This is a genomic window from Rhodococcus sp. BE178 (genome assembly GCF_050433545.1).
GTDB lineage: Bacteria > Actinomycetota > Actinomycetes > Mycobacteriales > Mycobacteriaceae > Prescottella.
The window spans coordinates 558,224-582,987 of record NZ_JBNPXA010000001.1; the positions used below are offsets into that span (position 1 = coordinate 558,224).

The 24,764-nt window shown below is 67.6% G+C and carries 27 protein-coding genes; 6 read left to right on the plus strand and 21 right to left on the minus strand.

All coding sequences use genetic code 11. From position 1 onward, the window contains the following. Nucleotides 1-11: 11 nt before the first annotated feature. Nucleotides 12-716: a PadR family transcriptional regulator gene (locus tag J2X34_RS02700; RefSeq protein ID WP_429516055.1), complete on the minus strand. Its 705-nt coding sequence runs from the start codon at nt 714-716 to the stop codon at nt 12-14. Nucleotides 717-865: 149 nt separating this feature from the next. Here J2X34_RS02700 and J2X34_RS02705 point away from each other — a divergent pair, with 149 nt between their 5' ends. Continuing rightward, the gene (locus tag J2X34_RS02705) at nt 866-1,117 is read left to right on the plus strand and encodes a hypothetical protein (protein WP_114721756.1); all 252 of its coding nucleotides are present in this window, start codon (nt 866-868) and stop codon (nt 1,115-1,117) included. Between the two features lie 74 nt (nt 1,118-1,191). Next, entirely contained in the window at nt 1,192-1,878 is a 687-nt protein-coding gene (locus tag J2X34_RS02710; protein ID WP_258557851.1) for a TIGR03619 family F420-dependent LLM class oxidoreductase, read from the plus strand. A gap of 75 nt (nt 1,879-1,953) precedes the next feature. Here J2X34_RS02710 and J2X34_RS02715 read toward each other — a convergent pair whose 3' ends face one another. The 5 genes from J2X34_RS02715 to J2X34_RS02735 form a co-directional block, all read right to left on the minus strand. Beyond that, nucleotides 1,954-2,853, minus strand: coding sequence for a TIGR03619 family F420-dependent LLM class oxidoreductase (locus J2X34_RS02715; RefSeq protein WP_429516056.1), 900 nt, complete (start codon nt 2,851-2,853; stop codon nt 1,954-1,956). Between the two features lie 105 nt (nt 2,854-2,958). Further along, nucleotides 2,959-3,678, minus strand: coding sequence for an ABC transporter ATP-binding protein (locus tag J2X34_RS02720; protein ID WP_114721554.1), 720 nt, complete (start codon nt 3,676-3,678; stop codon nt 2,959-2,961). Next, nucleotides 3,678-5,501, minus strand: a complete 1,824-nt coding sequence (locus J2X34_RS02725) for an ABC transporter permease subunit (protein ID WP_429516179.1) — start codon at nt 5,499-5,501, stop codon at nt 3,678-3,680. The genes J2X34_RS02720 and J2X34_RS02725 overlap by 1 nt, the downstream gene beginning before the upstream one ends. A gap of 2 nt (nt 5,502-5,503) precedes the next feature. Further along, nucleotides 5,504-6,361: a branched-chain amino acid ABC transporter permease gene (locus J2X34_RS02730; protein WP_114721551.1), complete on the minus strand. Its 858-nt coding sequence runs from the start codon at nt 6,359-6,361 to the stop codon at nt 5,504-5,506. Between the two features lie 46 nt (nt 6,362-6,407). Then, nucleotides 6,408-7,622, minus strand: a complete 1,215-nt coding sequence (locus tag J2X34_RS02735; RefSeq protein WP_114721549.1) for an ABC transporter substrate-binding protein — start codon at nt 7,620-7,622, stop codon at nt 6,408-6,410. Nucleotides 7,623-8,052: 430 nt separating this feature from the next. Between J2X34_RS02735 and J2X34_RS02740 the strand changes: the two genes are divergently transcribed. Next, a complete protein-coding gene (locus J2X34_RS02740) occupies nt 8,053-8,223 on the plus strand; it encodes a hypothetical protein (protein WP_181818760.1) in 171 nt (56 codons plus the stop codon). Nucleotides 8,224-8,363: 140 nt separating this feature from the next. On the opposite strand, the gene J2X34_RS02745 is transcribed toward J2X34_RS02740, so the two are convergent. The 7 genes from J2X34_RS02745 to dnaK all read right to left on the minus strand — a co-directional run bounded on the left by J2X34_RS02745 (nt 8,364) and on the right by dnaK (nt 15,853). Next, nucleotides 8,364-8,855 carry a hypothetical protein gene (locus J2X34_RS02745; RefSeq protein WP_147283507.1) on the minus strand — a complete coding sequence of 164 codons (492 nt, stop codon included), beginning with the start codon at nt 8,853-8,855 and terminating at the stop codon, nt 8,364-8,366. Between the two features lie 280 nt (nt 8,856-9,135). Then, nucleotides 9,136-10,971, minus strand: coding sequence for a hypothetical protein (locus J2X34_RS02750; protein WP_429516057.1), 1,836 nt, complete (start codon nt 10,969-10,971; stop codon nt 9,136-9,138). A 435-nt stretch (nt 10,972-11,406) separates the two neighbouring features. Beyond that, on the minus strand, nt 11,407-11,751 hold the full coding sequence (locus J2X34_RS02755; protein WP_114721543.1) for a hypothetical protein: 345 nt from the start codon (nt 11,749-11,751) through the stop codon (nt 11,407-11,409). Between the two features lie 47 nt (nt 11,752-11,798). Next, nucleotides 11,799-12,206, minus strand: coding sequence for a heat shock protein transcriptional repressor HspR (locus J2X34_RS02760; protein ID WP_114721541.1), 408 nt, complete (start codon nt 12,204-12,206; stop codon nt 11,799-11,801). A 32-nt stretch (nt 12,207-12,238) separates the two neighbouring features. Then, nucleotides 12,239-13,417 (minus strand): molecular chaperone DnaJ, encoded by a 1,179-nt coding sequence (dnaJ, locus tag J2X34_RS02765; protein ID WP_114721539.1) that lies wholly within the window; start codon nt 13,415-13,417, stop codon nt 12,239-12,241. A gap of 34 nt (nt 13,418-13,451) precedes the next feature. Next, nucleotides 13,452-14,015, minus strand: coding sequence for a nucleotide exchange factor GrpE (gene grpE / locus J2X34_RS02770; RefSeq protein WP_429516058.1), 564 nt, complete (start codon nt 14,013-14,015; stop codon nt 13,452-13,454). Continuing rightward, on the minus strand, nt 14,012-15,853 hold the full coding sequence (gene dnaK, locus J2X34_RS02775) for a molecular chaperone DnaK (protein ID WP_114721535.1): 1,842 nt from the start codon (nt 15,851-15,853) through the stop codon (nt 14,012-14,014). The genes grpE and dnaK overlap by 4 nt, the downstream gene beginning before the upstream one ends. 250 nt (nt 15,854-16,103) lie before the next feature. Here dnaK and J2X34_RS02780 point away from each other — a divergent pair, with 250 nt between their 5' ends. Together J2X34_RS02780 and J2X34_RS02785 are read left to right on the plus strand one after the other, a co-directional pair. Next, nucleotides 16,104-16,697, plus strand: a complete 594-nt coding sequence (locus tag J2X34_RS02780; protein ID WP_114721533.1) for a hypothetical protein — start codon at nt 16,104-16,106, stop codon at nt 16,695-16,697. Continuing rightward, nucleotides 16,694-18,109, plus strand: coding sequence for a phytoene desaturase family protein (locus J2X34_RS02785; RefSeq protein ID WP_114721531.1), 1,416 nt, complete (start codon nt 16,694-16,696; stop codon nt 18,107-18,109). The genes J2X34_RS02780 and J2X34_RS02785 overlap by 4 nt, the downstream gene beginning before the upstream one ends. A gap of 40 nt (nt 18,110-18,149) precedes the next feature. On the opposite strand, the gene dapA is transcribed toward J2X34_RS02785, so the two are convergent. After that, on the minus strand, nt 18,150-19,082 hold the full coding sequence (gene dapA, locus J2X34_RS02790; RefSeq protein WP_114721529.1) for a 4-hydroxy-tetrahydrodipicolinate synthase: 933 nt from the start codon (nt 19,080-19,082) through the stop codon (nt 18,150-18,152). Between the two features lie 70 nt (nt 19,083-19,152). Between dapA and J2X34_RS02795 the strand changes: the two genes are divergently transcribed. After that, the gene (locus J2X34_RS02795) at nt 19,153-20,079 is read left to right on the plus strand and encodes a LysR family transcriptional regulator (RefSeq protein WP_114721527.1); all 927 of its coding nucleotides are present in this window, start codon (nt 19,153-19,155) and stop codon (nt 20,077-20,079) included. A gap of 37 nt (nt 20,080-20,116) precedes the next feature. Here the strand turns inward: J2X34_RS02795 and J2X34_RS02800 are convergent, their stop codons facing one another. The 7 genes from J2X34_RS02800 to J2X34_RS02830 all read right to left on the minus strand — a co-directional run bounded on the left by J2X34_RS02800 (nt 20,117) and on the right by J2X34_RS02830 (nt 24,645). Then, nucleotides 20,117-20,293: a hypothetical protein gene (locus J2X34_RS02800; RefSeq protein ID WP_181818759.1), complete on the minus strand. Its 177-nt coding sequence runs from the start codon at nt 20,291-20,293 to the stop codon at nt 20,117-20,119. A gap of 42 nt (nt 20,294-20,335) precedes the next feature. Further along, a complete protein-coding gene (locus J2X34_RS02805; RefSeq protein WP_114721754.1) occupies nt 20,336-21,346 on the minus strand; it encodes an iron-containing redox enzyme family protein in 1,011 nt (336 codons plus the stop codon). A gap of 79 nt (nt 21,347-21,425) precedes the next feature. Continuing rightward, the gene (locus J2X34_RS02810; RefSeq protein ID WP_114721524.1) at nt 21,426-21,665 is read right to left on the minus strand and encodes a hypothetical protein; all 240 of its coding nucleotides are present in this window, start codon (nt 21,663-21,665) and stop codon (nt 21,426-21,428) included. A 226-nt stretch (nt 21,666-21,891) separates the two neighbouring features. Further along, on the minus strand, nt 21,892-22,098 hold the full coding sequence (locus J2X34_RS02815) for a CDGSH iron-sulfur domain-containing protein (protein ID WP_429516059.1): 207 nt from the start codon (nt 22,096-22,098) through the stop codon (nt 21,892-21,894). Next, nucleotides 22,091-22,759, minus strand: coding sequence for a HemK2/MTQ2 family protein methyltransferase (locus J2X34_RS02820; protein ID WP_429516060.1), 669 nt, complete (start codon nt 22,757-22,759; stop codon nt 22,091-22,093). Before J2X34_RS02820 ends, J2X34_RS02815 begins: the two co-directional genes overlap by 8 nt. Nucleotides 22,760-22,858: 99 nt before the next feature. After that, nucleotides 22,859-23,752 carry a serine hydrolase gene (locus J2X34_RS02825; protein ID WP_429516061.1) on the minus strand — a complete coding sequence of 298 codons (894 nt, stop codon included), beginning with the start codon at nt 23,750-23,752 and terminating at the stop codon, nt 22,859-22,861. Continuing rightward, nucleotides 23,749-24,645 (minus strand): LysR family transcriptional regulator, encoded by an 897-nt coding sequence (locus J2X34_RS02830; protein WP_174913095.1) that lies wholly within the window; start codon nt 24,643-24,645, stop codon nt 23,749-23,751. The genes J2X34_RS02825 and J2X34_RS02830 overlap by 4 nt, the downstream gene beginning before the upstream one ends. Nucleotides 24,646-24,764 lie beyond the last annotated feature (119 nt).

Sequence of the window (24,764 nt, forward strand, 5' to 3'; positions counted from 1 at the left end):
GGGGTGGGCGCTCAGCGCTGCCCACCCTTCTCCAAGCCCTCGACGAAGTCCTCGACATCACGCCAGGAACCAGCCACCTCGGGAATCGGATTGCCAAGTTCGTCCCGCTCGCGCACGTGCGCGAAAGTCTCTGCGGCCTCGTCGATATCGTCGAGCATCTGCCGCGCGAGGTCCATCTCGGCCCGGTAGTAGCGCTCGGCCCACTTCAGGCTCATCTTCGAGAACGCCCACGACGGCTCGCGCGTGGCGTGGTCGGCGTGCAACTCGGCGCGCTGGCGCAGCGCCTCCATGTTCTCGATGTGGGCCTCGACGAGCGCCTTGAGGTGCTCGGGGTCGTTGAGGTGTCCCATCCACAGCCGGAGCATTAAACCGTGCTTGAGCACGGGCTGGTCGACGGGCGCGTCCCGGGACCAGTTCCGCGCCGCATGCGTCCCACGCTCGGTGATCCGGTAGACGCGCCGGCCGCGCTCGCCGGGCTCGGAGACCATCTCGGACTCCACCAGGCCCGCCGCCTCGAGCTTCTTGAGTTCCCCGTACACCTGGCTGATCGACGGGCTCCAGTAGAAGTAGCCGATACTCCAGTCGGCCCACTTCTTGAGGTCGTATCCGGTGAGCCCCTCGCCGAGGGTCAGCATGCCCAGAACCGCCCAACTGGTGGCGGGCAGCGACGGGTAGCCGGCGTCGAAAGCGTCGTTGGCGGGCTCGGTTTCGGGCATGGCCGAAGCCTAACAGCCCAGGTAGAAGGTGGTTACAGACCGGTAGCAAGTGTCCGCTCACCGGGAGCGCACCTCCCGCTCCGTGGGAGAACTGCAGACGTACGACACGACAGTGACTACCGTCACGCATGGAGTCAGGAGGTCCGTTCATGGAAAGCGTCAGCTGCAACAGCTGCGGCAACCGAGTCCTCGTCGAGAAGTACAGCGAGGCCCACACCAGCATCCAGTGGCTCGAGGATGCCGACCGGGCGTGCCCCGAGTTCGCCGAGGCCCGCACCGAGGTCGGACGTCCGTGGACGCCCACGTGCCACAAGCTGCGCGAGTCCATCGACGATCTCACGATCTCCGGACAGCTCGGCCTGTCCCTGCGCAGCTACCCGGTGCCCGGCCGCCTCGAGTGATCCGACGGCGGTCCCGGTCTCTGCCACCGGGATCGCCCAGGCACGCACACCGATGCGTCCCCTACGTTCGAACGATGAAGTGGGCATTGCCGGGCGCGATGGCCGCCGTCACCGAGCGAATCGGCTTCTACACCAACGTGCTGAAGCTGCCGCTTCGTGATCCGCTGCTGACGGCGAAGCAGGTCGCGACGATGGCCGTGATGTCGGGCAACCGGATCGCCGTCGGCGTCGGGCTGTCGTGGATCCCGGAGGAGTTCACCTTCACCGGCACCGAGATGCGGACCCGCGGTGCCCGCACCGACGAGGCCATCGAGATCCTGCAGGCCGTGTGCGCCGGGCGTGGTCCCGAATGGGTCGAGTTCCACGGCAACCACTACGACTTCGACCGGCTGATGATCAGTCCCGCACCGGATCTGCCGGTGCCTGTCTACGGCGGTGGGCACAGCGAGGCCGGCCTGCGCCGCGCGGCACGCTTCGCGGACGGCTGGATCTCCGTCAACACCGGGGTCGCAGAACTGACCTCCGCGATCGAGCGTCTGGGCGAACTGCGCGCCGAGTTCGGGCGCGCCGACGAGCCGTTCGAGATCGACGCCTCCCTCACCGACGTCTCGGACATCGACGGATACCGCGCGCTCGCCGACATCGGCGTCACCCGTGTCCGGGTCTCCCTGTGGCGACTCTACGGCGCCGATCCGTCCGATCCGTGGGCCCGCCTCGACGCCGTCCGCCGTTTCGCCGACCAGGCCATCGCCGGCTCCTGAAGCACTGGACGGGAGTTCACGGCACACGTCGACGGTGAAGGTGTGCCGCGAACTCCCGCTCAGGGGTCCGCTGGGCTACGCATTCCCACCGAGCCCGACCGCCCAGGTCAGGAACGCGTCGACGTCATCTGCCCCGATTGCCAGGGCCGACGGACGCACCAGCACCGTGTCGACGCCCAGTTCCCGCGCCTGGTCGGCCGATGCCGCCATCGCGTCGAAGTCGACGCCACCGGATCCGTCGTCGATTGCCGGCAGCATGATCTGTACCTCGGCGGATGCCGGGTCGCGGCCCTGCTCCTCGAAACAGTTGCGCAGCAGCGTGATGCTCTCGGCGAGGCGGGGCATGTCCGCCGGGGCTGCGGTCCAGCCGTCGCCGACGCGCGCGATCCGGTCGAAGTTCCGCTTCGACGGCGCCATCCCGAAGATCACCGGCACCCGTGACCGCACGGGACGCGGCAGGCTGTAGAAGTCGGAGAACGCGAAGCCCGTTCCGGTGAACGACGCCGGCGGCGGACCCCACAGTTCGCGGCACGCGGCCACCGTCTCCTCCAACCGGCCGAAGCGGCGCTCGAACGGAATCCCCGCCGCCTCGTACTCGGCCTGCTGCCAGCCGACGCCCATCCCGATCCGCGTCCGGCCCCGCGACAGCACGTCCAGCGTCGCGATCTGCTTGGCGAGCAACAGCGCCGGCCGCAGCGGCGCAACGAGCACGTACACGCCCAGCTCCACCCGTTCGGTCACCGCGGCCACCGCGGACAGCAACGACATCGGGTCGAGCCACGGATGCTCGAGCTCGAACGGAAAACCGTTGGCACGCACCCGCTCTTCGTGAGCCTCCCGCGAGAAGCCCAGGTGGTCCGAGGTCGTGATCAGGTCGATGCCGCGCCGGTCGGCCTCCGCCGCCAGGTCGAGCAGTCCACGGTGGTCGCCGTCGTAGAGTCGCTCCGCACCGAAGACGTCCAGTCCGATCCTCATGTGTCCTTCTCCTCTTCCTTCGAAAAGCACCGAAACGGGAGTTCACGGCACGCATTCGCTGTCGAAGTGTGCCGTGAACTCCCGTTGAGGGGTTTGCAGTGCCGGTCAGACGCGCCCGAAGTACGCGTCCTTGAGGACTGCGAGGTCGTCGATCTCCGACGCCGGCGAGTCCATGACGACCTTGCCGATGTCGAGGACGGTGACGTGGTCGGCGACGCTCATCGCCGCCTCGACGGCCTGCTCGACGAGGAGCACGGCCAGGCCGGTTTCCTTGAGCAGTTGGACGCGCTCCATGACCTCGTTGACGATGACGGGGGCCAGGCCGCCCGACGGCTCGTCGAGCAGCAGCAGCTTCGGTTCTGCCATCAGTGCCGCACCGATCGCCAGCATCTGCTGCTGACCACCGGACATCGAGCCGGCCAACAGGTTCCGCTTCTCACCGAGGATCGGGAACATATCGTAGATGCGCTCGACCTCGGATTTGAGGGCGGTGCGACGCTTCTTCGTGGTGTAGCCGCCGAGCAGCAGGTTCTGCTCGATGGTCTGCTTGTGGAAGACGCGCTTGCCCTCCTGCACGTACGCCATGCCGCGGCGCACCCGCTGGTGAGCGGGAACACCGGAGATGTCCTGGCCGTCCATCTCGATGGTGCCGCCGTGAACCTTGTTGAGACCGGAGATCGCACGCAGGGTGCTGGTCTTGCCGGCACCGTTGCGTCCGAGCAGGGCCGTCACCTGGCCGGGGTAGACGTCGAAGGAGACGTCCCAGACCACGCGCAGGTCACCGTAACCGGACTGCAGATTCCGAACGCTCAGAACCGGTTTCATCACTCCACCTTCTCCAGCTCGGTAGCCGTGCCGCTGTCGGGGTCCACGCCGAGGTACTCGCTGAGCACGCGGGGGTGGTGCTCGATCTCCGCGGGCGGGCCCGACGCGATGACCTGTCCCTGCGCCAGCACGACGATGGTGTCGGCGAGGGAGAGGACGAGGCGGAAGTTGTGCTCCACCAGCAGCACGGTGGCGCCGGCGTCACGCAGGGCGCGGATGAGCACCGACAGCCGCACGAGTTCGTCCTCGTCCATGCCGGACGCGATCTCGTCGAGCAGCAGGACCCGCGGCTCGGCGATCACGGCGCGCGCGACCTCGAGCATCCGTCGCATTCCCAGCGGCAGCGAGGTGGCAACCTCGTTCCGTAGGTGCGACATTCCGACCAGTTCGAGGACCCGCTCGGCCTCGGTGATGTCGGCCTTGGCGACCTTGCGGAAGCTCGGCAGCCGGAACACGGCCGAGAGCATCGAGGCACGGTTCGTCATGTACCGGCCCGAGGCGACCGCCTCGAGGACGGTGACGTTCTCGGGGATGTTCGGGGTCTGGAACGTGCGGGCCACACCCTCACGGGCCACCCGGTTCGACGAGAACTTCTGGACCTCGGTGTCACCGATGACGATTCGACCGGAGTCCGCGGTGTAGAAGCCACAGATCATGTTGAGCATCGTGGTCTTGCCGGAACCGTTGGGCCCGATCAGCGCGGTCACCCGGCCCGGCTCGGCCCGCAGGGTCGCCGCCTCGAGCGCCTGGTTCCCGCCGAACGCCTTCGAGATGCCGTCGACCTCGAGCGTGGCACCCGCGATGGGATCGACATGCGGAATCGCCTCCGGGTCCCGCGGTTCCGGCCGTTCGAGGGCGCCGATACCGGCCTTGCGGTCGAGCCTGGTTGCCAGGCTGCGGAACACCTTCGTGAGTCCACCCGAGAGCAGGACGCCGCCGATGATCAGGAAGCCGCCGTAGAAGATCAGCGAGTACTCCTGGAACGCGGTCGACTGATTCGGCCCGAACTGCATGATGGCCGCACCGATCACCGCACCGTAGACGCTCGCCGAACCACCGAGGATCGACGCCGCGAGCACCGCGGTAGCGAACGTGAAACCGAACGCCTCGGGGGCGATGAACAGGTCGGTGTTCGCGAACAGGGCGCCCGCGAGGCCTGCGGGCAGGGCGCCGATCGCGTAGCCCAACAGCTTCATCCGGAACACGGACACACCCTGGGACTGCGCGAGAACCGGAGACTGCTTGAGCGTGCGGAACGCGATGCCGTGACGCGAGACCACGAGGTTGCGCATCACCACGAACCACAGGATCGTCACGCCGACCACGACGTAGTAGAAGTTCTTGTCGATGTCCTGGCCGAACAGCGTCGGCGGTTCCATCCCGGACAGGCCGTTACGGCCACCGGTCTTGCCGCCGAAGATCGCGAGGATGTCGGGCACCAACAGGATCAGGAAGAACGACGTCATCGCCAGCGACCAACTACCAAGTCGCAGACCGGGAATGCCGGTGATGATGCCGACGATGAGTGCGACCGCGCCCGCGGCCGCCAGCTGCAGCAGGATCTCGGTGTGCCCGGCCTGGGACATCAGACCGGCCGTGTACGCGCCGGCCGCGTACATCGCGGCCTGTCCCAGCGCGAGCTCACCGGCATAGCCGAGGCTCAGGTTCAGGCCGCTGACCACCAGGGCCAGGATGCACGCCAGCTGGAGCTGACGCGTGTTCGTCGCGTCCATGCCCATCATCGGTGCGAAGAACACGATCAGGCCGAATGCGAGCGCGAAGATCCAGCTCGGGACACCGCGCAGAGTGCGCCAGATCTGCATGGTCACACCACCCGTTCTTTCACCGTGCCGAACAGTCCGGCAGGTTTGACCATCAGGACGACGATCAGCACGACGAACACCGCAATGTTGCTGTACTGGCTACCCGCCCACAGTGCGGTGAACGATTCGACCAGACCGACCGTCAGACCACCGATCAGTGCGCCCGGCAGCGAACCGAAGCCGCCGATCGCCAGGGCCACGAAGCCCTTGAGCGCCAGCGCGGCACCGAGCGTCGCGACCGCGAACGTCTTGGGGCCCACGAACAGTCCGAGCACACCGGCGATCGCACCGGAGAACGCGAACGCGCCCATCGCGATGCGCCGCACATTGACACCACGCAGCATCGCGGCCTCGCGGTCCTCGGAGACACCCATGAGAGCCAGACCGGTCATGGTCCGCTTGCTCAGCTGACCGAGGCCGATCACGAGCACGATCGACAGGACCAGCAGCGCGATCTCGACCGGATACGTCCGGCCGCCCAGGATGGTGATCGGGTCGTTCGACCCGAAGAACGGAACCGTCAGCGGCTCACTGCCCCAGATCAACTGCGTCGCACCGTTGAGCAACGTCGCCGCACCCAATGTCGTCACCAATTGGTTCTGGTGATCGGCGACCGGTCTGATCGCGACCAACTCCTCGACGGCCGCGAGGATCATCACCGTCACGGTGGCCATCACGGCAACCACCAGCACCGGAAGCTTCAGCGTCACCAGGCCCGTGTAGGCCACGAAGGTGCCGACCATCATCAACTGCGCCTGCGCGAAGTTGAAGGTGTTCGACGAGACGAACACGATGTTGTACCCGATCGCGACGAGCACGTAGACAGCGCCGAGGGCGAGCCCCGACCACAGAATCGTCACAGCGAGAACCTCCTTCGCGTCGTATGGGAATCAGAGTTCATGAACGTCATGCGGCCGGATTGCCGAACTGGCCGTTGACGACCTTGGTGGGCGCGATGAACTTCATCTCGTCCTGCGTCGGGTTCGGGCCGTGGTTGTCGGCAGTGAAGTTGTAGCGGGACAGGAAGGCCGTCTTCGCGTTCTTCTGGACCTCTTCGGTCTCGAGCGCCTGCGCCAGCTTCTCGGAATCGGTGGTGGTGCCGGCCTTCTCGGCAGCGGCGGCCACGAGCGGGAACGCGTCGTAGTTGTCAGCGATGATCAGCGTCGACGAGATGGCGCCCATCGAGGCCATCGTGTCGACCATCTTGTTGACGGCCTCGTTGTTCGGGTCGTACACGGTGCTCGTGAAGACCTGCGAGACAAGGTTCTTCACCTCAGGCGTACCGAGGACGCCGTTCGGCGGCTCGTTGGCGACGAGGTTGGTGCTCGACACCGAGGTGTTGCCGATCAGCGGCACGTCCCAGCCCAGACGCTGCATGCTCTGCAGGACGTAACCCAGCGGCGCGCCGTACGCGTCCAGCGCGATCGCCTTGGCGCCGGCGTTCTTGAGCGACTGCAGCTGCGCGGTCATATCCAGCGCGGTGGCCTCGTACTCCTCGTTGCCGGCCTGCTTCAGCCCGGCCTTCTCCAGCTCGGAGGTCATCTCCTTGCCGAACAGCTCGCCGTACGCGGTGCTGCCGTGGATGACACCGATGTTGTCGTAGCCCTTCTCCTTCACGTGGCCGACGATGCCGCGGGCGTTGTCGCCGGCGCCGGGCGCCAGGTCGAAGTTCAGCGGGAACTTCGACGGATCCGTCGAATCCGGCGTGGGCGCAACGTTGAACGAGAGGATGTCGTTCTGCTCGAGGATCGGCAGCACCGCGGCGCCGACGGACGACGGTCCGGAGTTGAGGACGAGGTCCGGCTTCTGCTTGTTGATGGCCTCGCGCACCTTGGTGACCGCGATAGTGGCGTCACCGGCGTCGTCGACGACCGTCAGTTCGATCTGGCGACCACCGATGCCACCGGCCTGGTTCTGAACCTCGACACCGGCCTTGGTCGCGAGGATCGAGGTCTGCGCGTTGGCCGCGAGGACACCCTGGGCGCTGATACCGCCGGTCACGAGGACCCGGTACGGCGCATCGGCGCCGCCGGCCTCGGCGGAGTCCGTGCCACCGCACCCCGCAATCGTCAAGACCGACGCGGCAACCGCCGCGACGAACACTGGACGCCGATTCTTCATGACTGCCCTCCTAGGACACCCGCTACGTACCTACAGAACCAAGCGCTCGCTTGGCGTGTTTGGACACGGAAGAGCTCGGCGAGCCCCAGCTGGGCGACGCCTCGACACGTCACCCTGCATCAACACCCACCGAGCTCTTCCCATCAAGCACTTGCTTGATTCACCAAGCACTTGCTCGAGTGGGAGCATAAGGGTGTGACGTGGGTAACGTCAACCGACTCGACCATGGGATGGGAGGGCGATACCCCGCGATACCGCTGAACGGGAATTCACGGCACGTTCCCGGGGCCGAAAGCGTGCCGTGAACTCCCGTTCCGGGATTGGTCAGGGTCGATCAGGGGCTGTCCACAGCACCGGCACCGCCCAAAGGCGACGACGCCGCGGCGCGCTGGGCGCATTCCGTGTCGGGGCACGCCGCGAGAGTGCCGGCATGACGGGAATTCTCGTACCGTTCCACGGCGGGGCCGCCCTCGATCGGGGCCTGGTGAGCAGGCGTGGACTCCGACGCCACTACACGCGCATCTACCCCGACACCTACCTGCACAACGACATCGAGGTCGACACCCGGGTCCGCGCGGAATCATCCAGTTGTGCAGCGTGATCGAGGAGTACGACGGCGACCACCACTTCGAGGTGGAGCAACGGAACCGCGGCGTCGAACGCTAGCACGCGTTCGAAGCAGCCGGATGGCGGGTGATCCGTGCCTAGGCCCGGCGGTTGATCCACCGCTGCAGCGGTTGATCAAGACGTGGGCGGCCCGATCCACTCCGGATACTGCACCGCGACCGGCATTGTCTCGGGCACGTACCCCTCAGGAGGGTCGAGAACGTTGGAGCCGTTTCGAGGCACGAAGGTCGGGAACCGCTCCTGCCACCAATCAACACAGGAACGCGGAATTTCCTCAATCGGCACATACTTGAGCTTGTCGATCTTCCACGAGCCGAAGACATTCCATGTCGGTATCGGGTGCTCCCGCTGGTCGTTCGTCCGTGCATCCGTATCTGCGACGGCAGGTACGCCCGGATCGCCTCCAGGATTCGACAGTTTGACCCACCAGGCGCCACGCAGCTGATTCGGTCCAGGATTCGCAGTACCGTCTGGGTCGATCCAATAATCGCAAACCGTCGCGTTCACGGTTCGCTTGGACTCTTCGAGTTCTGCAATGTGGCGAAAGAACGTTGTGGGCTTCTGCTGGGATTCACCCGGTTGGTTCGAAAAGAAGTAGTCCTCCACGGCCGGATTCGTACTCGAGATGTATCCGGGGAGCGCGTCCAGGTAGCCGGGGAATGACTGTGCTGCACCAACATACGTCGCGTACTCGCCGGCCTCGAGTGCAGCGCGCGTCAATTCTGCACCCCTGCTGAAGATGCTGACGTCTGCACCGGCTGACCACACATTCGAGTACACAGGCCCCGGCACTTGCTGAGGCTCGGAATCGGAATCACCGTCAGTGACACCGCATGACGCGACCAGTAGTCCTAGCGCGATCACTCCGATGGCAATCGACCGATTTCTACCCGTCATTGCGGACTACTTCGTTGTACATCTCCTGCATCAAACTCCCATGGCCGTCTGTTGGATCACCGATCTTGTTGAACACTGCTCGTAGATCTGTTTTCCATCTGTCACCCCGAGAATCGATCGCATCGTAGGGTCGCAGGTTTCCTTGGTCGTCGAACAGATCCTTGTATTCGGATCGGACACCATCCGGAATGTCCGGCGTTGCGGCGAGGACCGCATGGTATGCGGCCGGAAAGTCGGGCCCGGTCAGCACCGCCCGGTCCGCTTCACCGGGCGCCTTTCCGATGATTGATTCCTTGAGCGTGTCCCCACCCGCGTCGACCAGTGTGCTGAACGCATCACCGCCCCAGGCTTTGTCCAGCCCGTAGGTTCCGACGGTAGTTGCCAACGAGTACGCGGCAGCCTTGCGCTCGTACGCGGCCTTCGCGGCTTCCGCGCTGTCCTGGTATTCGTTCTGCGTCTCGATGAGCAGGCCCCGATCGACGAGCCCCATGAGGCGCCCCGCGGTCACCAGGTCGTAGCTTGCGTGTGGATCGCTCGGATCCTTTGCGTACGCCCCGAGGCTGTCGAGCGTGGTGTGCTGCGCGGCCGCCGTGAAGTGTCGCCCGGCTTCGCCGTCGGTGTTCATCAACGCGAAGATGTTGGCGGTTCCGTTGTAGTGGCCGTTGTCGCTGGGGTCGGCCCAGTCACCAGGCGCGAAGCCCGGACGGTCGAGCATCTCGGCGCCGGTGAGCCCCGGAAGGTACGGGCTCAGGCTGTGCGACAGCGTCCGGAGCAACTCCGGGTTGACCTGTCCGGCCGATTGGCCGTTCGCACCAGGGATGTCGGAGAGGGTCTTCCACGCGTCGGCGGTACTCAGATGCTCCCCTACCCCCGCCATGAGCTTCCCGGCCTGCGTCGCACGAGCCACGTCCTCGGGATTGTTCGGGTCCTCGACGGTGAAGTCCTGCTCGGAGAAGCGGAACATCGACGACGCCGCCTTACCGTCGTCCGTCCAATCGTGGGCAAGCATGTCGCGCACCAGGTCCCCGCCGTGCTTGCCCGTCACGGCGTCGAGAACAGCGGCCTTGTCGTCGCCGACGGCATCGAAGATCTGCTCCGCAACCGCGTCACCGCTCGATCCGCGTCCGTCGACCGCGAAGTACTCGAACTTGTTGTTCGGGTTCTGCTCGTGCGCCACCTGGGCGTCGAGGTACTGCCGGCCGGCGTCGAGCAGGCGCCTGTCGAGTTCACTGCCCGTCTTGTACAGCGCGTCCCCCGACTCCACGATGCGGGCGATGGTCTGGTTGTCGGACACACCGTTGAGTTCGGTACTCCACGAACCTGTTCCGGCGATCATCTTGAACTCACGGACCACCAGATCGTCGCGGGTGAGAGATTCTCGGACCCTGTCCGGGAGGAGGTCCGCGCCACCGCTCGTCGGCACCTCCGGGTCACCGGCCACGCCCGCGATAACGCGCTCGTTCGACACGATCTGGAGTGAATTCGCGAGTGCCCGCCTACCCTCCTCCGGCAGCCTGCCCATGAGTTCCTCGATCTCGCGCGGGCTCTTTCCGTCGAGAGATCGCGCCACCTGATTGAGGTACTCCATGTGCGACGCCGGGATGGGTGCCTCGTGTCCACCCGACAGCGCTGCAAGCTGTGCAGGGTCGAGCGTCCCGGCCTCGACGAGACGGCGCACCGACTCCGCGCTCAGCTCCCCGCCGGAGGCGATCAACTCGCCATCGGTCCGGCCCTGCTCGGCTCCCAGCGCCGCTACCGACACGAACATCGCGCGCAACTCGGAGCGGTGCGCACCGAGCGCCTCGCGAACGGGGCGGTCGGCCATCTCCACGTCGTTTGCCGCCGCGGTGATCTCCCCCCTGCCACTGCCGCAGGGCTGCAATCCTTTCCGGCGAGGACTCGGACAGGGTGTCGGTGAGCTGAAGTGCGCTCGACACCGCGAACCGCTCCCCTTCGGCACCGGCGATCGCGTTGCGCGCCCGAGACAGCGGGGCGTCGATCTCGAAGAATCCCTGCCGCGCTCGCGCCGCGAGGCTTCCGAGCCGATCGACCACGGCCAGGGCGGTCTTCCGGTCCGAGGTCGCACGATCCTGCGCCGCCTCGGCAGCTCGGCCTTCCCAGTACCCGTCGTTCACGCGGGTGACCGCCTCGACGTAGCGGTCGAACAAACCCTCGACCTTCGAGCCGAACGCCTCCCACGCATCCGCGACATCGTTGAGTGTGGCCGGATTCCAGGATTCGATCTGTGAACGCGAGAGGGTCACGCGGGGTCCCCCGGTGCATCCCAGTCGCCCGTCGCGTCGAGATAGGTGCGCACGAGTTGTTCGGCGTTCGCGGTCTCCTGGTTCCGATACTGCGCGGCGACGTAGCGCATGACGTCACCCGTCTCTCCAAGACGCTCAGCCAGCGCGGCGACGAGTGCTCCGTCCACGAGATCAGCGGAAATGCTCGACGCCTCGAGTACCGACGACATGGTGCCGCCGACGGTCGAGGCGTAGGGACCTGCTGCCGGACCGGTGCGAAGCGAACGCGCCTCGTCACCCAGTGCATGCAGGATCGAACTCAGTTGCTCGAGATGTTCGAGATCAGTCGTCAACGCGTCCACGTCGCCCCCCCGGGTTGTGTTCGGGACACACACTAGCAACCGGGGATTCAGCGCTGGTTGCGCGGCTTCCAGACGACGAGCGCGTTGCTGCGCGGGATGGGCACCAGGTCCCGGCGGTAACTGGCGTGGACGCGGGCGATCTCGGCGGCCATCTCGTCGACGCGGTGCTGCAGCGCCTCGACCTGGTTGGTCAGCTCGATGATCCGCTTGATGCCGGCGAGGTTGACGCCCTCGTCCTGGGACAGGCGCTGCACTTCACGCAACAGCGCCACGTCCCGCGGCGAGTACCGGCGGCCGCCACCGGTGGTGCGGTGCGGGGTGACCAGTCCGAGCCGGTCGTAGTTACGCAACGTCTGTGCGTGCATCCCGGCCAGTTCGGCGGCCACCGAGATGACGAACACCCGCGCATCGGGGTCCGCTGGGACCTCCGACGCCTTGCGCTGCTTGTCGCTCATGATGGTTCACCTGTTCGATCGGTTCTCGCCGGTCAGGCGCCGGCCCATCCTGCCCGCGGATCGAATCCGCTGGCCTTCTCTGCCTCCAGGTAGGTCTGGAGCGCCTCGGTGGCGGGGTCGTCGAGCTTCTGCGGCACCGCAACCTTCACGGTGACCAACAGATCGCCGGCGCCTCCGCCGCGCTTGGGCACACCGCGCCCTCGCACCCTGAGAATCCGTCCGTCCGCGGTTCCGGCCGGAACCTTCACGCCCACACGGCCGTCCAGTGTCGGCACCGACAGGGTCGTACCGAGCACCAATTCGCCATAACTGACCGGCACCACCAGCGTCAGATCGTCGTTGTTGCGCCCGAACACCTTGTCGGGACGCACGTGGACGGTGACGTACAGGTCGCCGGACGGTGCACCCCGCAGCCCGGCCTCACCCTGACCCGCCAGGCGGATCCGCTGGCCGTCACTCACGCCCGAGGGAACCCGGACGGTGATGGTGCGCGTGCGGTTGGTGACGCCGTTTCCGTGGCAGTCGGCGCACGGATCGTCGATGATCGACCCGGTGCCGCGGCAGTCGTCGCACGGCTCACTGAAACCGAACGCACCCTGGTTGCGGCTGACGACGCCGGTTCCGTTGCAGCGCGGGCACACCCGCGGGCTGGTACCCGGCTCGGCACCGCTGCCGTGGCACGTGGTGCACGCCGACCTGCTGGTCAGGCGCAGCGGAACCGTCACGCCCTGGGCGGCCTCGCGGAACTCGAGCGTGGTCTCCGTCTCGACGTCGCTGCCGCGGTGCGGACGCGACGCCGTGGTGCGGCCACCGCCACCGCGGTTGAACAGCCCGCCGAACAGGTCACCGAGGCCACCGTCGCCGCCGGCGGCACCGCCGCCGCCACCACCGAACAGGTCGTTGATGTCGAAGCCGCCGCCGCCGAAACCGCCACCGCCGGTGCTGTATCCGGCTCCGGGGCCGAAGCCGCCGCTCGCGAACAAGCGGCGGGCCTCGTCGTACTCCTTGCGCTTCGCGGGGTCGGACAGGACGGCATGCGCCTCACTGACCGTCTTGAAACGCTCCTCCGCCTTGGTGTCACCGGGGTTGGCGTCGGGATGCAGATCCCGGGCCAGCTTGCGGTACGCCTTCTTGATCTCGTCGGCGGAGGCGTCGGAAGAGACACCCAGTTCCTTGTAGAAGTCCTTTTCGATCCACTCCCGTTGGCTCACTGGGCGTCTCCTCCTTTCACTGTTGTCTGTCTATCTACTCGGCTGCCGCTTCGGCTGCAGGCGCGCCGTCGGTGACGGTCACCATCGCCGTGCGGAGCACTCGTTCGCCCAGGCGGTAGCCCTTGCGCAGCACTGCCCCGAGGACGGGGTTGTCACCGTCACCCTCCATCTGCACGGCCTCGTGCAGTTCCGCGGAGAAGGCATCGCCCTCGGTGCCGAACCCCTCGAGGCCGAGACCGTCGAGCACACCGGCGAGCTTGTCGGACAGCGCCTTCAGCGGTCCCGACTCCAGATCCCCGTGGGCGCGTGCCCGGTCGAGATCGTCGACGAGGTCGAGGAACTTCCCGACCACCGCGACCCTCTCGTCCTCGACGGCCCGATCGATCCGGGCCAACGCGTTGCGGCGGATGTTGGCGATCTCCGCCTTCGCGTAGCCCAGCTCGGTGCTGGCCTTCTCGAGTTCGGAGGTGATCGCGGTCAGATCGTCCGTCTCGGCCGCACCGGCCCCGGCCGCCTCCTCGGAGGCAGCCGGGGTGGTGGTGGCGTCGACCTGATCGTCGGCCGTCACCGGTTCGCGCTCGGGGTTTTCCGCCGTCACTTCTTGTCCTGATCGGTCGGCTCGTCGACAACCTCGGCGTCGACGACGTCGTCAGCGGCGGGGCCGGAGCCGTCACCCGACGCGGCGGCGTCGGCGGCCTGCGCGTCGTAGATCGCCTGGCCCAGGGCCTGCGACTCGGTGGACAGCTTCTCCACTGCAGCCTTGACGGCGGCGATGTCCGAGCCGGCGAGAGCGGTCTTGACCTCGGTGACCGCGGCCTCGACCTTCTCCTTGACGTCGGCGGGCACCTTGTCCTCGTTGTCCTTGATGAACTTCTCGGTCTGGTGCACCAGCGAATCGGCCTGGTTGCGGACCTCGGCCTCCTCGCGGCGGTTCTTGTCCTCCTCCGCGTGCGCCTCGGCGTCCTTGATCATCCGATCGATCTCGTCCTTGGACAGACCGGAGCCGTCCTGGATCTTGATCGTGTTCTCCTTGCCCGTGCCCTTGTCCTTCGCGGTCACGTGCACGATGCCGTTGGCGTCGATGTCGAAGGTGACCTCGATCTGCGGCACGCCGCGCGGGGCCGGCGGGATACCGGACAGCTCGAACGATCCGAGGAGCTTGTTGTGCGAGGCGATCTCGCGCTCACCCTGGAACACCTGGATCTGCACCGACGGCTGGTTGTCGTCCGCCGTGGTGAAGGTCTCGGAGCGCTTGGTCGGGATCGTGGTGTTGCGCTCGATGAGCTTGGTCATCACGCCACCCTTGGTCTCGATACCGAGAGACAACGGGGTGACGTCGAGCAGCAGAACGTCCTTGACCTCGCCCTTGAGGACGCCGGCCTGAAGCGCCGCTCCGACTGCAACCACTTCGTCAGGGTTCACGCCCTTGTTGGGCTCACGGCCACCGGTGAGCTCACGAACCAGGTCGGAGACGGCCGGCATACGGGTGGAGCCACCGACGAGCACGACGTGGTCGATGTCCTTGACGGCGATGCCCGAGTCCTTGACCACGGCCTGGAACGGCGCGCGGGTGCGATCCAGCAGATCGGAGGTGATCTTCTGGAACTCGCTGCGGGTGAGCTGCTCGTCGAGGAACAGCGGGTTCTTGTCCGCGTCGACGGTGATGTACGGCAGGTTGATGGAGGTGCTCTGCGAGCTGGACAGCTCGATCTTCGCCTTCTCCGCAGCCTCACGCAGACGCTGCAGGGCCATCTTGTCCTTGGTCAGATCGATGCCGTTCTGAGCCTTGAACTTGTCGACCAGCCAGCTGACGATGCGCTCGTCCCAGTCGTCGCCACCGAGGTGGTTGTCACCGGAGGTCGCGCGGACCTCGACGACGCCGTCGCCGATCTCGAGCAGGGACACGTCGAAGGTGCCGCCGCCGAGGTCGAAGACCAGGATGGTCTGTTCCTTCTCGCCCTTGTCGAGGCCGTACGCCAGCGCGGCCGCGGTGGGCTCGTTGACGATGCGCAGGACGTTGAGGCCCGCGATCTGTCCGGCTTCCTTGGTGGCCTGGCGCTGCGCGTCCTCGAAGTAGGCGGGGACGGTGATGACGGCGTCGGTGATCTCCTCGCCGAGGTACGCCTCCGCGTCACGCTTCAGCTTCATCAGCGTGCGGGCGCTGATCTCCTGCGGCGTGTACTTCTTGTCGTCGATCTCCACGTTCCAGTCGGTGCCGATGTGGCGCTTGACCGAGCGGATGGTGCGGTCGACGTTGGTGACCGCCTGGTTCTTGGCGGGCTGACCGACGAGCACTTCACCGTTCTTGGCGAAGGCCACGACGGACGGGGTGGTGCGCGAGCCCTCGGAGTTGGCGACCACTACAGGCTCGCCGCCTTCGAGCACAGACACGACCGAGTTGGTGGTCCCGAGGTCGATTCCGACCGCACGAGCCATAGTGATCCCTCACTTTCCTTCTTCGCAGCCTCTCGAGCTGCGGTTATCTTCTCGACACTGAGCTGATGAACCTCAGGTGAGCGTATCCGGCTCAAGTTTGCATGCGACTCCGGTCGAAGTCAATCCGAAACTTGAGTCCCTGACGCTCAGGTTCTCGAAATGGTCAACGGGCCGCCTCACGGGTTTGTTCCCGACTGCGGGATTTTCCCGACCGGGCTGACCGGACCGCGGGCGCGGATACGATTCGGACGTGGACACCACCGGCGAACACGAGGCAACGGCGGTGCCGGCGCAGCCGCACCGGCCCCGGCCGCCCCGGCCCGACGTCGCCGTCGCGCCGTTGCACACCCTCGACGCCGATCCGGGTCTCGCGCCGCGGTCCCTCACCGCGGCGGTCACGGCCTGGGCCCTCTCGTTCGCGGCCTTCGCCGCCGTGGCAGGGGTCCTCGGTGTCTACTACGACTCCGTCGTCGACGCCCTCGACACCGGTCTCGCCTCACGGAATCCGGCGGCCGAGTCCGCCACGGTCGACCAGGTGTCCGGACTCACCGTGTTGGGTGTCGGCGGTGTCGGCCTGCTGCTGGTCCTGGCGGCGGTCCTCGGGATCGTGCGCCTGCGGTCGGGCCACGGTCGGCCCCGCATCTGGCTCACCGTCGTCGGCGTCCTCACCGTCGCGGCGTCGGTGGCCTCGTGGAGCGTGCTGGCCGACGCGGGTGACCTCGTGTACGGGGCCCTCACGTGGGCGCCGCTGCTGCAGGCCGGGTTGGTCGTGGTGGGCACGGCGTTGTTGTTCGCACCCGCCGTCTCGGCGTGGCTCGACCGCCCGGCCGGCGGCACGCCATGACGGACGCCGTCGTCGTCGGCTCCGGCCCCAACGGGCTGGCCGCGGGTGTGGCGCTCGCGCTGCGCGGCATCTCCGTGACCGTGTACGAGGCCGCGGACACGATCGGCGGCGGCACCCGCACCTCCGAGCGCCTCGTGCCCGGACTGCTGCACGACGACTGCTCGGCGGTGCACCCGATGGGCGTGGCGTCACCGTTCTTCCGCTCGCTCGACCTCTCCGCGCACGGACTCGAATGGCGGTATCCGGAGATCGATCTCGCGCATCCGCTCGACGACGCCGTGTCGGGCGTGTTCACACGGTCGATCGAGCAGACCGCGAGCCGACTGGGGCCCGACGGACCCGCGTGGCGACGGCTGTTCGCGCCGCTGTCCGAGCACTTCGACGAACTGGCCGGCGAACTGCTGCGTCCCGTCGTACACCTGCCCAGGCACCCGATCCCGATGGTGCGCTTCGGGATCCATGCGCTCGCCCCCGCCACGCTGACGGCGAGGCGATGGCGCACCGCGCAGGCGCGGGCGCTGTTCGGCGGTGTGGCCGCGCACGCCTACTACCCGTTGTCCCGGCCCACGACGTCGGCGGCGGGCCTGATGATGCTCGCCGCCGGGCACCGCTACGGCTGGCCGGTCGCGAAGGGCGGGTCCCGCGCGATCACCGATGCGCTGGCCTCACTGTTACTCGCCCACGGCGGTCGGATCGAGACCGGACGACGTGTCCGCTCGCTGGGCGAGTTGCCGCGCGCCGACATCACGATGCTCGACCTGTCGCCCACCGGCGTCGCCGAGGTGGCCGGCAACCGGCTGCCGGCCCGGGTGGCCCGCGCGTACCGCCGGTACCGGTACGGTCCGGCGGCGTTCAAGCTGGATCTGGCCGTCGAGGGCGGCATTCCGTGGCGTGACGACGCATGCCGCCGCGCCGGCACCGTCCACCTCGGCGGGACCTTCGAGGAGGTGGTCGCGACCGAGCGGGACCTGCACCGCGGCCGGATGCCCGAGCGTCCGTTCGTCCTGATCGGACAGCAGTACCTGGCGGACCCCTCACGATCGGCCGGTGACGTGCACCCGGTGTGGGCGTACGCCCATGTGCCGCACGGATACACCGGCGACGCGACGGAGGCGATCCTGCACCAGATCGAGCGCTTCGCACCCCACACCCGGGACCGCATCGTCGGCAGCTTCACCCGGTCCGCCGTCGAGATGCCCGCCTACAACCCCAATTACGTGGGCGGCGACATCGCGACCGGCGCGAACGATCCGGTGCAGTTGTTGACGCGCCCGCGGGTGGCCATCGACCCCTATTCGACAGGCATCCCGGGCGTCTACATCTGCTCCGCCGCGACCCCGCCCGGCGGCGGCGCGCACGGGATGGGCGGATACAACGCAGCCAGGTCGGCACTGCGGCGAATCGAGCGTTAGGTTTCGGACGCCGCACCGGCCCACGGCACGTTGGGATCGATCATCGCGAGAGCGCAAGGCGAAGGTGCCGGAGCGCGTCGACGATCGCCCCGGGCTCACCGGCCGGCAGCAACGGAAGCCGGACGTTCGGGGTGGATATCCGACCCTGGGCATGGAGAACGGCCTTGATGACGGTGGGATTGGGCTCGGACATCAGTGCGGATGTGGGCCCCACCAATTGGTGCGCCAGCGCCCGTGCGGGCACGGGTCGTCCGCTGCGCCAGAGGTCGTACAGTTCGACGAATTCCCTCGCACACACATTCGCGGTCGCCGCGATCGCGCCCGCCGCACCCATCGCGAGCAGCGGCGAGACGAGCGTGTCCTCCCCCGCAAGAACCGAGAACGCGTCCACAGGAGCGGACCCTGCGGCGCGACCCGACGACGCAGACTCCGCGAGAAGCCGCGCGGTGTCGGTATCCACCGAGCCGACTGCCTGCTTGATGCCGACGATCCGCGGGTGCTTCGCCAGGCGCACAACGGACTCCCAACCCAGATACTGGCCGGTGCGGTACGGAACGTTGTACAGAACGAGCGGAAGCGGACTCCGATCGGCGACGTACTCGAAGTGCGCCATGACCCCCGCCTCGGACGGTCGCGTGTAGTACGGGACCACTACCAATACGCCCGTGACATCGGCTTCCGCATTCAGCGCCTCGATCGCCCGCACGGTGCCGACCGTGTCGTTGGAGCCGGCCCCGACGAGCAGAGGAACCCCGCGCTCGCGGGACACCCTGCCACAGATCCGCACGACATCGCGGCGTTCCGGTGGGCTCAGCGTCGCCGGCTCCGCGGTGGTCCCCAACGCGACGATCCCGGCCGCTCCCTCGTCGATCACGGCGTGCGCGAGGAGTTCCAGCTCGGCAGCGGCGAGCTCACCGTCGTCCGCGAACGGAGTGACGAGCGGGACGAGAATTCCTGACGGGTGGAAGGTCATGCACCCAGTCTCACCGCGCACATAATCAAGATCCAGTTACTGTTCATGGCGCTATCCGTAAGCTGAACTGATGCTCGACATCCGCAAGCTCAGACTTCTGCGCGAACTCGCCCACCGAGGCACCATCGCGTCGGTCGCAGAGGCACTGTCGTACACGCCCTCGGCGGTGTCACAGCAGCTTGCGGCCCTCGAGCGCGAGGCCGGTCGCCCGCTGTTGACACGCACGGGCCGTCGGGTGAGTCTCACGCCGGCCGGGACGATGCTGGTCGAGCACACGGAGGTCGTGCTCGCCGACCTGGAACGAGCCGAGGCCGCGCTCGCCGCGAGCGAGAAGGGCCTGTCGGGTTCGGTTCGCCTGGGGGCGTTTCCGACTGCCCTACGGACGATCGTGCTGCCCGCAATGCTGGAGATCGGCCGCGCCGAGAAGGGTTTGGAACTGACGGTGACCGAGGTGGATCCCGCCACCGTGCCGGATCTTCTTCGCGGCGGTCGACTGGACATCGCGTTGGTTCATGAATACGACAACGTGCCCTCCACCATGGGGCCAGGCATCGAGACCGAACCGATCCTCGACGAGGTCGTGTACCTCGCGTCAACGGAACCGGCGGAGGGGGTCGACATGACGGTGGTCCGCCGGCACGCCGGAAGCCGCTGGATAGTCGGCAACACCGGCACCCTCTGCCACACGATGGCCGTACGCACCTGTCAGTCCCAGGGCTTCGAACCGCACATAGCCCATCGGGTCGATGACTTCGCGACGGTCCTGCGACTCGTCGCCGCGGGAGACGGCGTGGCGTTGGTTCCCCAACTCGGAGCGACCGACGTCCCGGAGGGTGTAGTGCTCACGACTCTCCCGATCCACAGGCGGACCCGGATCGCCTACCGGCTCGGAAGTCGGTTCCGGCCGCCATTCGCCGCCGTGAGCGACGAATTGCACCGTGCGGCACGATCGCTTCCACAGCGCCCCTCGACAACCGATCGATCGCACATCGGGTGATCTCCCGGGCCGCCGGCCGGGTCATTGCCCGCAAAGGTCAGGCGTCGGATCCGGATTCCGGTCGATCGACACGGATGGACCCGGACGCCAGATCCACCCGGATCAACGGCAGCAGGCCTCGACCGGTGATCCGGCTGAACACCACCTCGACGAATGCCAGCAGTATCAGCAAGCACGCCAGGCCGGGAAGCGTCATCGCCCACAGCAGACCCATACGCGTCAGTGTCGGTCGGTGTCGCGCCCGCCTGTCCAGATCTCAGCCCGCGCGGGATCGCAGCGAACTCGCGCCGCGGGCCCACGAGTTCGCCATGTGCTCGCCCACCAGGTCGTCGAACGCGAGGCACGCGGCCGCGCCGAACAGGACGTCGCCGGCACAGTCCGGGCGCTGCGCGACCAGACCGCCCGCGAGGTCGCGGACGACGATCTGCTCGTGCACGGAGTCGGCCTCGACGTGTTCGTCGAAGAACAGGGTGGCCGCGGCGCCGAAGCCGAGCCGACGCAGCCCGGCGGCGTACTTCTTGCTCGGCAGCGCGGAGGTGGTCTCCACCGCGCACAGGTGTCCGGCGAGCGCGGCCCGCAGACGGCGGTGCAGCCCGAAGAGGGACAGCGCGTTGAGCGATGCGAGCGTGACCGCCGGGACGTCGTCGAGATAGTGGGCGTACCCGTCGGACAGCCCCAGCTCGCGCATCGTCGTCGCGAACAGCTGCGAGTGCATCCGCTCGAGACGCCCGCCGCCGTACTCGTCGGCCTGCACCTCGACGAGCGCAGCCTTCGGCCGCCCGACGAGTCTCGGGATGCCGAGCGTGTGGACGTCGGCCTCGCGCAGCTGGTTGAGCGATCGGTGGATCAGCAGCTCCCGGAACTGGTCCGCGGTCGCGTCCGTGGCCATGAAGCCCGCCAACCCGGGACCCACCGTGGGCGCGGTCATCTCCCAGAGCGCTGCCACGACATCGGACGGGTCGACGTCCTCCACCCGCGGGCGCGCGAGCTCGCGGACCGCCGCCTCGAACGGTGCCTCCAGCTCGGCACGCGCGGCGATCAGCTCCGGGGCCCACTCGAGCCGGTCGTCCGCTCCGTCGACGCCGTGCAGATGCAGCTCGTACAACAGCGCCAAGGCCAGCTGCGCGTCATCGTCGTCGATCATGCCGTTCGACGACTCCGACCTGTACCCACGGGCCGCGGTGTTCACGGCCGCCGGGTCGTCCGCGCCGGACAGCACCGCGACGACTGCGGCGCTCACGGGACCGCGTGGTTCGGGAATCGGCATCGGCATCGGCTTCCCCGATCAGTAGCGGTCACCTGCGGTGGTCATTCGTCTCGTTCCTCCGTTCCGCTCCGTGCAGCGCCTAGGTGTACTGCGCCACGAGCCGGTCGAACTCCTCGCTGTCGACCAGGCCGGGCTGTCCGATGTCCAGTGCGGTCAGGAACTTGTGCACCAGACCGAAGTCGCGCCCCAACTCGGCGCGCGAGGGACCCGACGTCTTCGGGCTCACACCGCTTCCGATCATCGCGTCCAGATTGGCGGCGATCTCGTTCAGCTTCTGTCGGTCCGCATCGGTTCGACCGGTTGTTCCTCCAGTTGTCATCCGTTCTCAACCCCGTTTCCGTCTTGTCGTCGTTCGCAAGGTTTCCGGGCACTGACTCTCATACTGCCCGTCTCCGGATCGTTCTGCTGGACAGGATTTCGGCCACGCCGCCTGTGGAGGAAAGAACTCACACCTGTGGACAGCCCTGTGAATGATTCACCGCCAGGGGCGGACTCGACGATGACTCGAGAACCGCTAGGTCACTCGAGTTGACGCAGAGAAGATTTCACGGATTCTGCTGTTTCTTCCGTTTGTGCGAGCTGTCACAGAAGGGCGACCGGCCCGTCCTCCCGCAGCGGCACAACGCAATCGTCGCGCGTTCGTTGACGATCGGGACACCGGCGCCGTCGACGAGACTCACCGGGCCGCGGATCAGCAGCGGCCCGTCGGTGCACACCGTGACGACCACCTCGGCTCCTGCGCCGTCAGCCACGACGGACCGCCTCCCTCCACCCGGCACGGAACACGACCAGCCTTTCGCGGTCCTGCCCCGCCTCGACCAACCCGCGACGCCGAAGCATGCCCTCGCGCGCAGCGGTTATCGGACCGAACGGTATGTCCACGCTGCGAACGATGTCGACTTCCAACCCCCGCTCCTCGAGCATCACCTGCGTCTTCTCGAGACCACTCAGTGCGGACTGCAGCAGCAACATCACTCCCCCGTCGGTCAGGACGTCGGGCACCTCGGTGCAGATGCGATCGAGCAGCGATCGACCGTTCGATCCCGCATCCCACGCGCGGGCCGCGCCGCGCGTCGGCAACCGGTCGGTCGCCGAAGGCACGTAGGGCGGATTGGACAGCACGAGGTCGAACCGCTCGCCGTCCACCGGCACCGTGAGATCACCCCGCACCACCCGTACGTGAGCGCGGTTGAGCCACGCGTTGATTCGCGTGTTCACCACCGCTCTACGGCCGATGTCGACTGCCGTGATGTCCTCCGAGCCCGCCGCCGCGGCACGCACGCTGAGCATCCCGGTGCCCGCGCACAGGTCCAGGATCCGAGTGCGGGCACCCACGGGCTCGGAGCTCAGGGCCTGCGCCAGAAGGAAACTGTCGGTTTGCGGACGATAAACACCGGGTAATCGGAGAAGCACGAAGGGCCCCCTCGGTCCTCGTGGCGTCGGAGCACCGACACCTCCTTCGAGTATCGCCGACACCCGCCGGCGGTGCACGGAACCGACGGAACGGCCGGATCAGCCCAGCCGGCGCAAGTCCGCGATCGCCGCACGCGCGGCGAGACCGATCGCCGCATCCGCCCTGGGCAACAGCGCATCCGCGCGCGCCGCCCGGGTGAAGACCGCGACCGCGAACGCGTCACCGTCGGGAAACTCGATCACTCCCACCTCGTTGCGTACCGCACCGAGCGTTCCGGTCTTCCCGGCGACGACGACGTCTGCGAACGGGAATCCCGAGCGCAAGCGCGCGGTGAAGACCTGGCTCGACATCAGGACGCGGACGAATGCCGTCTGATCCGCGGACAGGACGGCCCCGGTCCACACCGCCGACAGCAGCGTCGTCATGTCCCGCGGGGTGGTCGCGCTCGACAGCACCGGGTCGTAGCCGCTCGGGAACACGACGGTGTCGTTGTCGCCGATCCGGGCGAACGCCTCGGCGGGCGAGCGCGTGCCCGTGTCCGCCACCAGCGATTCCAGGCTGTCCGCGGTGCCACCGACGATCCGCGTCGACGAGAGCCCCAGGCCGCCCATCGTCTCGTTCACCCGGTCAACACCCACGCGCCGGAGCAGTTCGTCGGCGGCGGCGTTGTCGGACACCGTCATCATCGAGCGCGCCATGTCGCGCAGCGACATTCGTACCGGATCCGACATCTGCGAGACACCGGTCGGCCCGGTGGTGCGGGTGGACGGGTCGAGGGTCACCTGCCGGCGCGGGTCCAGATCACCGGCGTCGACGAGGCGGCAGAACGTGACGAGCAGCGGCAGTTTGTACACCGAGGCCATGACCACCGGCTGGTCCGGCGATGCCCCGACCTCGATACCCGCGCGTCGGTCCGACACCGGGATCGCGTGCAGACATCCGCGCACGGCGGCGTCGACGAACACGTCCGACAGTCCAGTCGTACCCGTCACGACGTCACCTGCCCGGCCGCCGCGTAGCCGGCGATCCGCGCGGCCATCGCGTCGAGCACCCGGTCCGGCACGTCGGCCGACGCCGACCGCAGGCACCGCAGGCGCAGGCGGATCGACTCGTCGCCCGGCCGGACCCGGCCCACCCCGGGAGCCGACAGCGTCTGGTCCGCGGTGAGGGCGAAGGCCTGGCCGGCCGCCACGAGCGCGAGGGCCCACCGGTCGTCAGGTGCGTTGATGACGTCCAGGTCGGTCCCGACCCGGGCGAATGCGTCGCCCAGCAGGTCGTACGCCGCCGGGCCGTCGGAGCGTGGCGGCGACGCGAACCGCAGGCCGGTCAGGCGGGACAGCCCGCACGGGTCCTGCGCCGCCGCCGGGTGCGAGGCCGGCACCAGCAGGGTCAGCGGCAGTGGCACCACGTCGGTGCCGGTGAGCGGGTCCACCAGGGCGGGATGCTCGATGACACCGAGATCGATTGCACCGGAACCCAATTGGTCGACGAGATCGGCACTCGGGGCGATGCTCACCTCGACGCGGCCCGACCCGGCGAACGACCGGACCGTCGCCGCGAGGTCCGCGACCAGCGCGGTCGGCACCTTCGGCATGACGCCGACGCGGAGGGTGCGCTCGTGCGCCTGCCGCCGGCGCGCGGTGTCGGTGAAGCGCTGGGCCTGTCCGATCAGGTCGATCGCGTCCGGCAGCAGCGCCTGCCCGCTCGCGGTGAGCACGACGCCCTTCGATCCGCGGTGGAACAGCGTGACGCCGAGTTCACGCTCGAGCTTCTTCACGCCCTGGCTCAGCGGCGGCTGGGTCATCCCGAGGCGGGCGGCAGCGCGGCCGAAGTGCTGTTCCTCGGCCACGGCGATGAAGAATTCGAGGTGCAACAGAAGGTTCACGACGGACCTGAACTGGCCTTATTCGTATCGAGTATCGGTCTCACGTCAATAGCATATTGGACTCGCCGGAGTCCTCGATGCTTCGCTGCCAATCGACATCCAATCGAACGAGCGGAGTG

What these genes read in the sequence shown, in the direction of transcription:
- J2X34_RS02700 (WP_429516055.1), bottom strand. Translation starts at nt 716, where the DNA reads ATGCCCGAAACCGAGCCCGCCAACGACGCTTTCGACGCCGGCTACCCG.
- J2X34_RS02705 (WP_114721756.1), top strand. Translation starts at nt 866, where the DNA reads ATGGAAAGCGTCAGCTGCAACAGCTGCGGCAACCGAGTCCTCGTCGAG.
- J2X34_RS02710 (WP_258557851.1), top strand. Translation starts at nt 1,192, where the DNA reads ATGAAGTGGGCATTGCCGGGCGCGATGGCCGCCGTCACCGAGCGAATC.
- J2X34_RS02715 (WP_429516056.1), bottom strand. Translation starts at nt 2,853, where the DNA reads ATGAGGATCGGACTGGACGTCTTCGGTGCGGAGCGACTCTACGACGGC.
- J2X34_RS02720 (WP_114721554.1), bottom strand. Translation starts at nt 3,678, where the DNA reads ATGAAACCGGTTCTGAGCGTTCGGAATCTGCAGTCCGGTTACGGTGAC.
- J2X34_RS02725 (WP_429516179.1), bottom strand. Translation starts at nt 5,501, where the DNA reads ATGCAGATCTGGCGCACTCTGCGCGGTGTCCCGAGCTGGATCTTCGCG.
- J2X34_RS02735 (WP_114721549.1), bottom strand. Translation starts at nt 7,622, where the DNA reads ATGAAGAATCGGCGTCCAGTGTTCGTCGCGGCGGTTGCCGCGTCGGTC.
- J2X34_RS02740 (WP_181818760.1), top strand. Translation starts at nt 8,053, where the DNA reads ATGACGGGAATTCTCGTACCGTTCCACGGCGGGGCCGCCCTCGATCGG.
- J2X34_RS02750 (WP_429516057.1), bottom strand. Translation starts at nt 10,971, where the DNA reads ATGGCCGACCGCCCCGTTCGCGAGGCGCTCGGTGCGCACCGCTCCGAG.
- J2X34_RS02760 (WP_114721541.1), bottom strand. Translation starts at nt 12,206, where the DNA reads ATGAGCGACAAGCAGCGCAAGGCGTCGGAGGTCCCAGCGGACCCCGAT.
- dnaK (WP_114721535.1), bottom strand. Translation starts at nt 15,853, where the DNA reads ATGGCTCGTGCGGTCGGAATCGACCTCGGGACCACCAACTCGGTCGTG.
- J2X34_RS02785 (WP_114721531.1), top strand. Translation starts at nt 16,694, where the DNA reads ATGACGGACGCCGTCGTCGTCGGCTCCGGCCCCAACGGGCTGGCCGCG.
- dapA (WP_114721529.1), bottom strand. Translation starts at nt 19,082, where the DNA reads ATGACCTTCCACCCGTCAGGAATTCTCGTCCCGCTCGTCACTCCGTTC.
- J2X34_RS02795 (WP_114721527.1), top strand. Translation starts at nt 19,153, where the DNA reads ATGCTCGACATCCGCAAGCTCAGACTTCTGCGCGAACTCGCCCACCGA.
- J2X34_RS02800 (WP_181818759.1), bottom strand. Translation starts at nt 20,293, where the DNA reads ATGGGTCTGCTGTGGGCGATGACGCTTCCCGGCCTGGCGTGCTTGCTG.
- J2X34_RS02805 (WP_114721754.1), bottom strand. Translation starts at nt 21,346, where the DNA reads ATGCCGATTCCCGAACCACGCGGTCCCGTGAGCGCCGCAGTCGTCGCG.
- J2X34_RS02810 (WP_114721524.1), bottom strand. Translation starts at nt 21,665, where the DNA reads ATGACAACTGGAGGAACAACCGGTCGAACCGATGCGGACCGACAGAAG.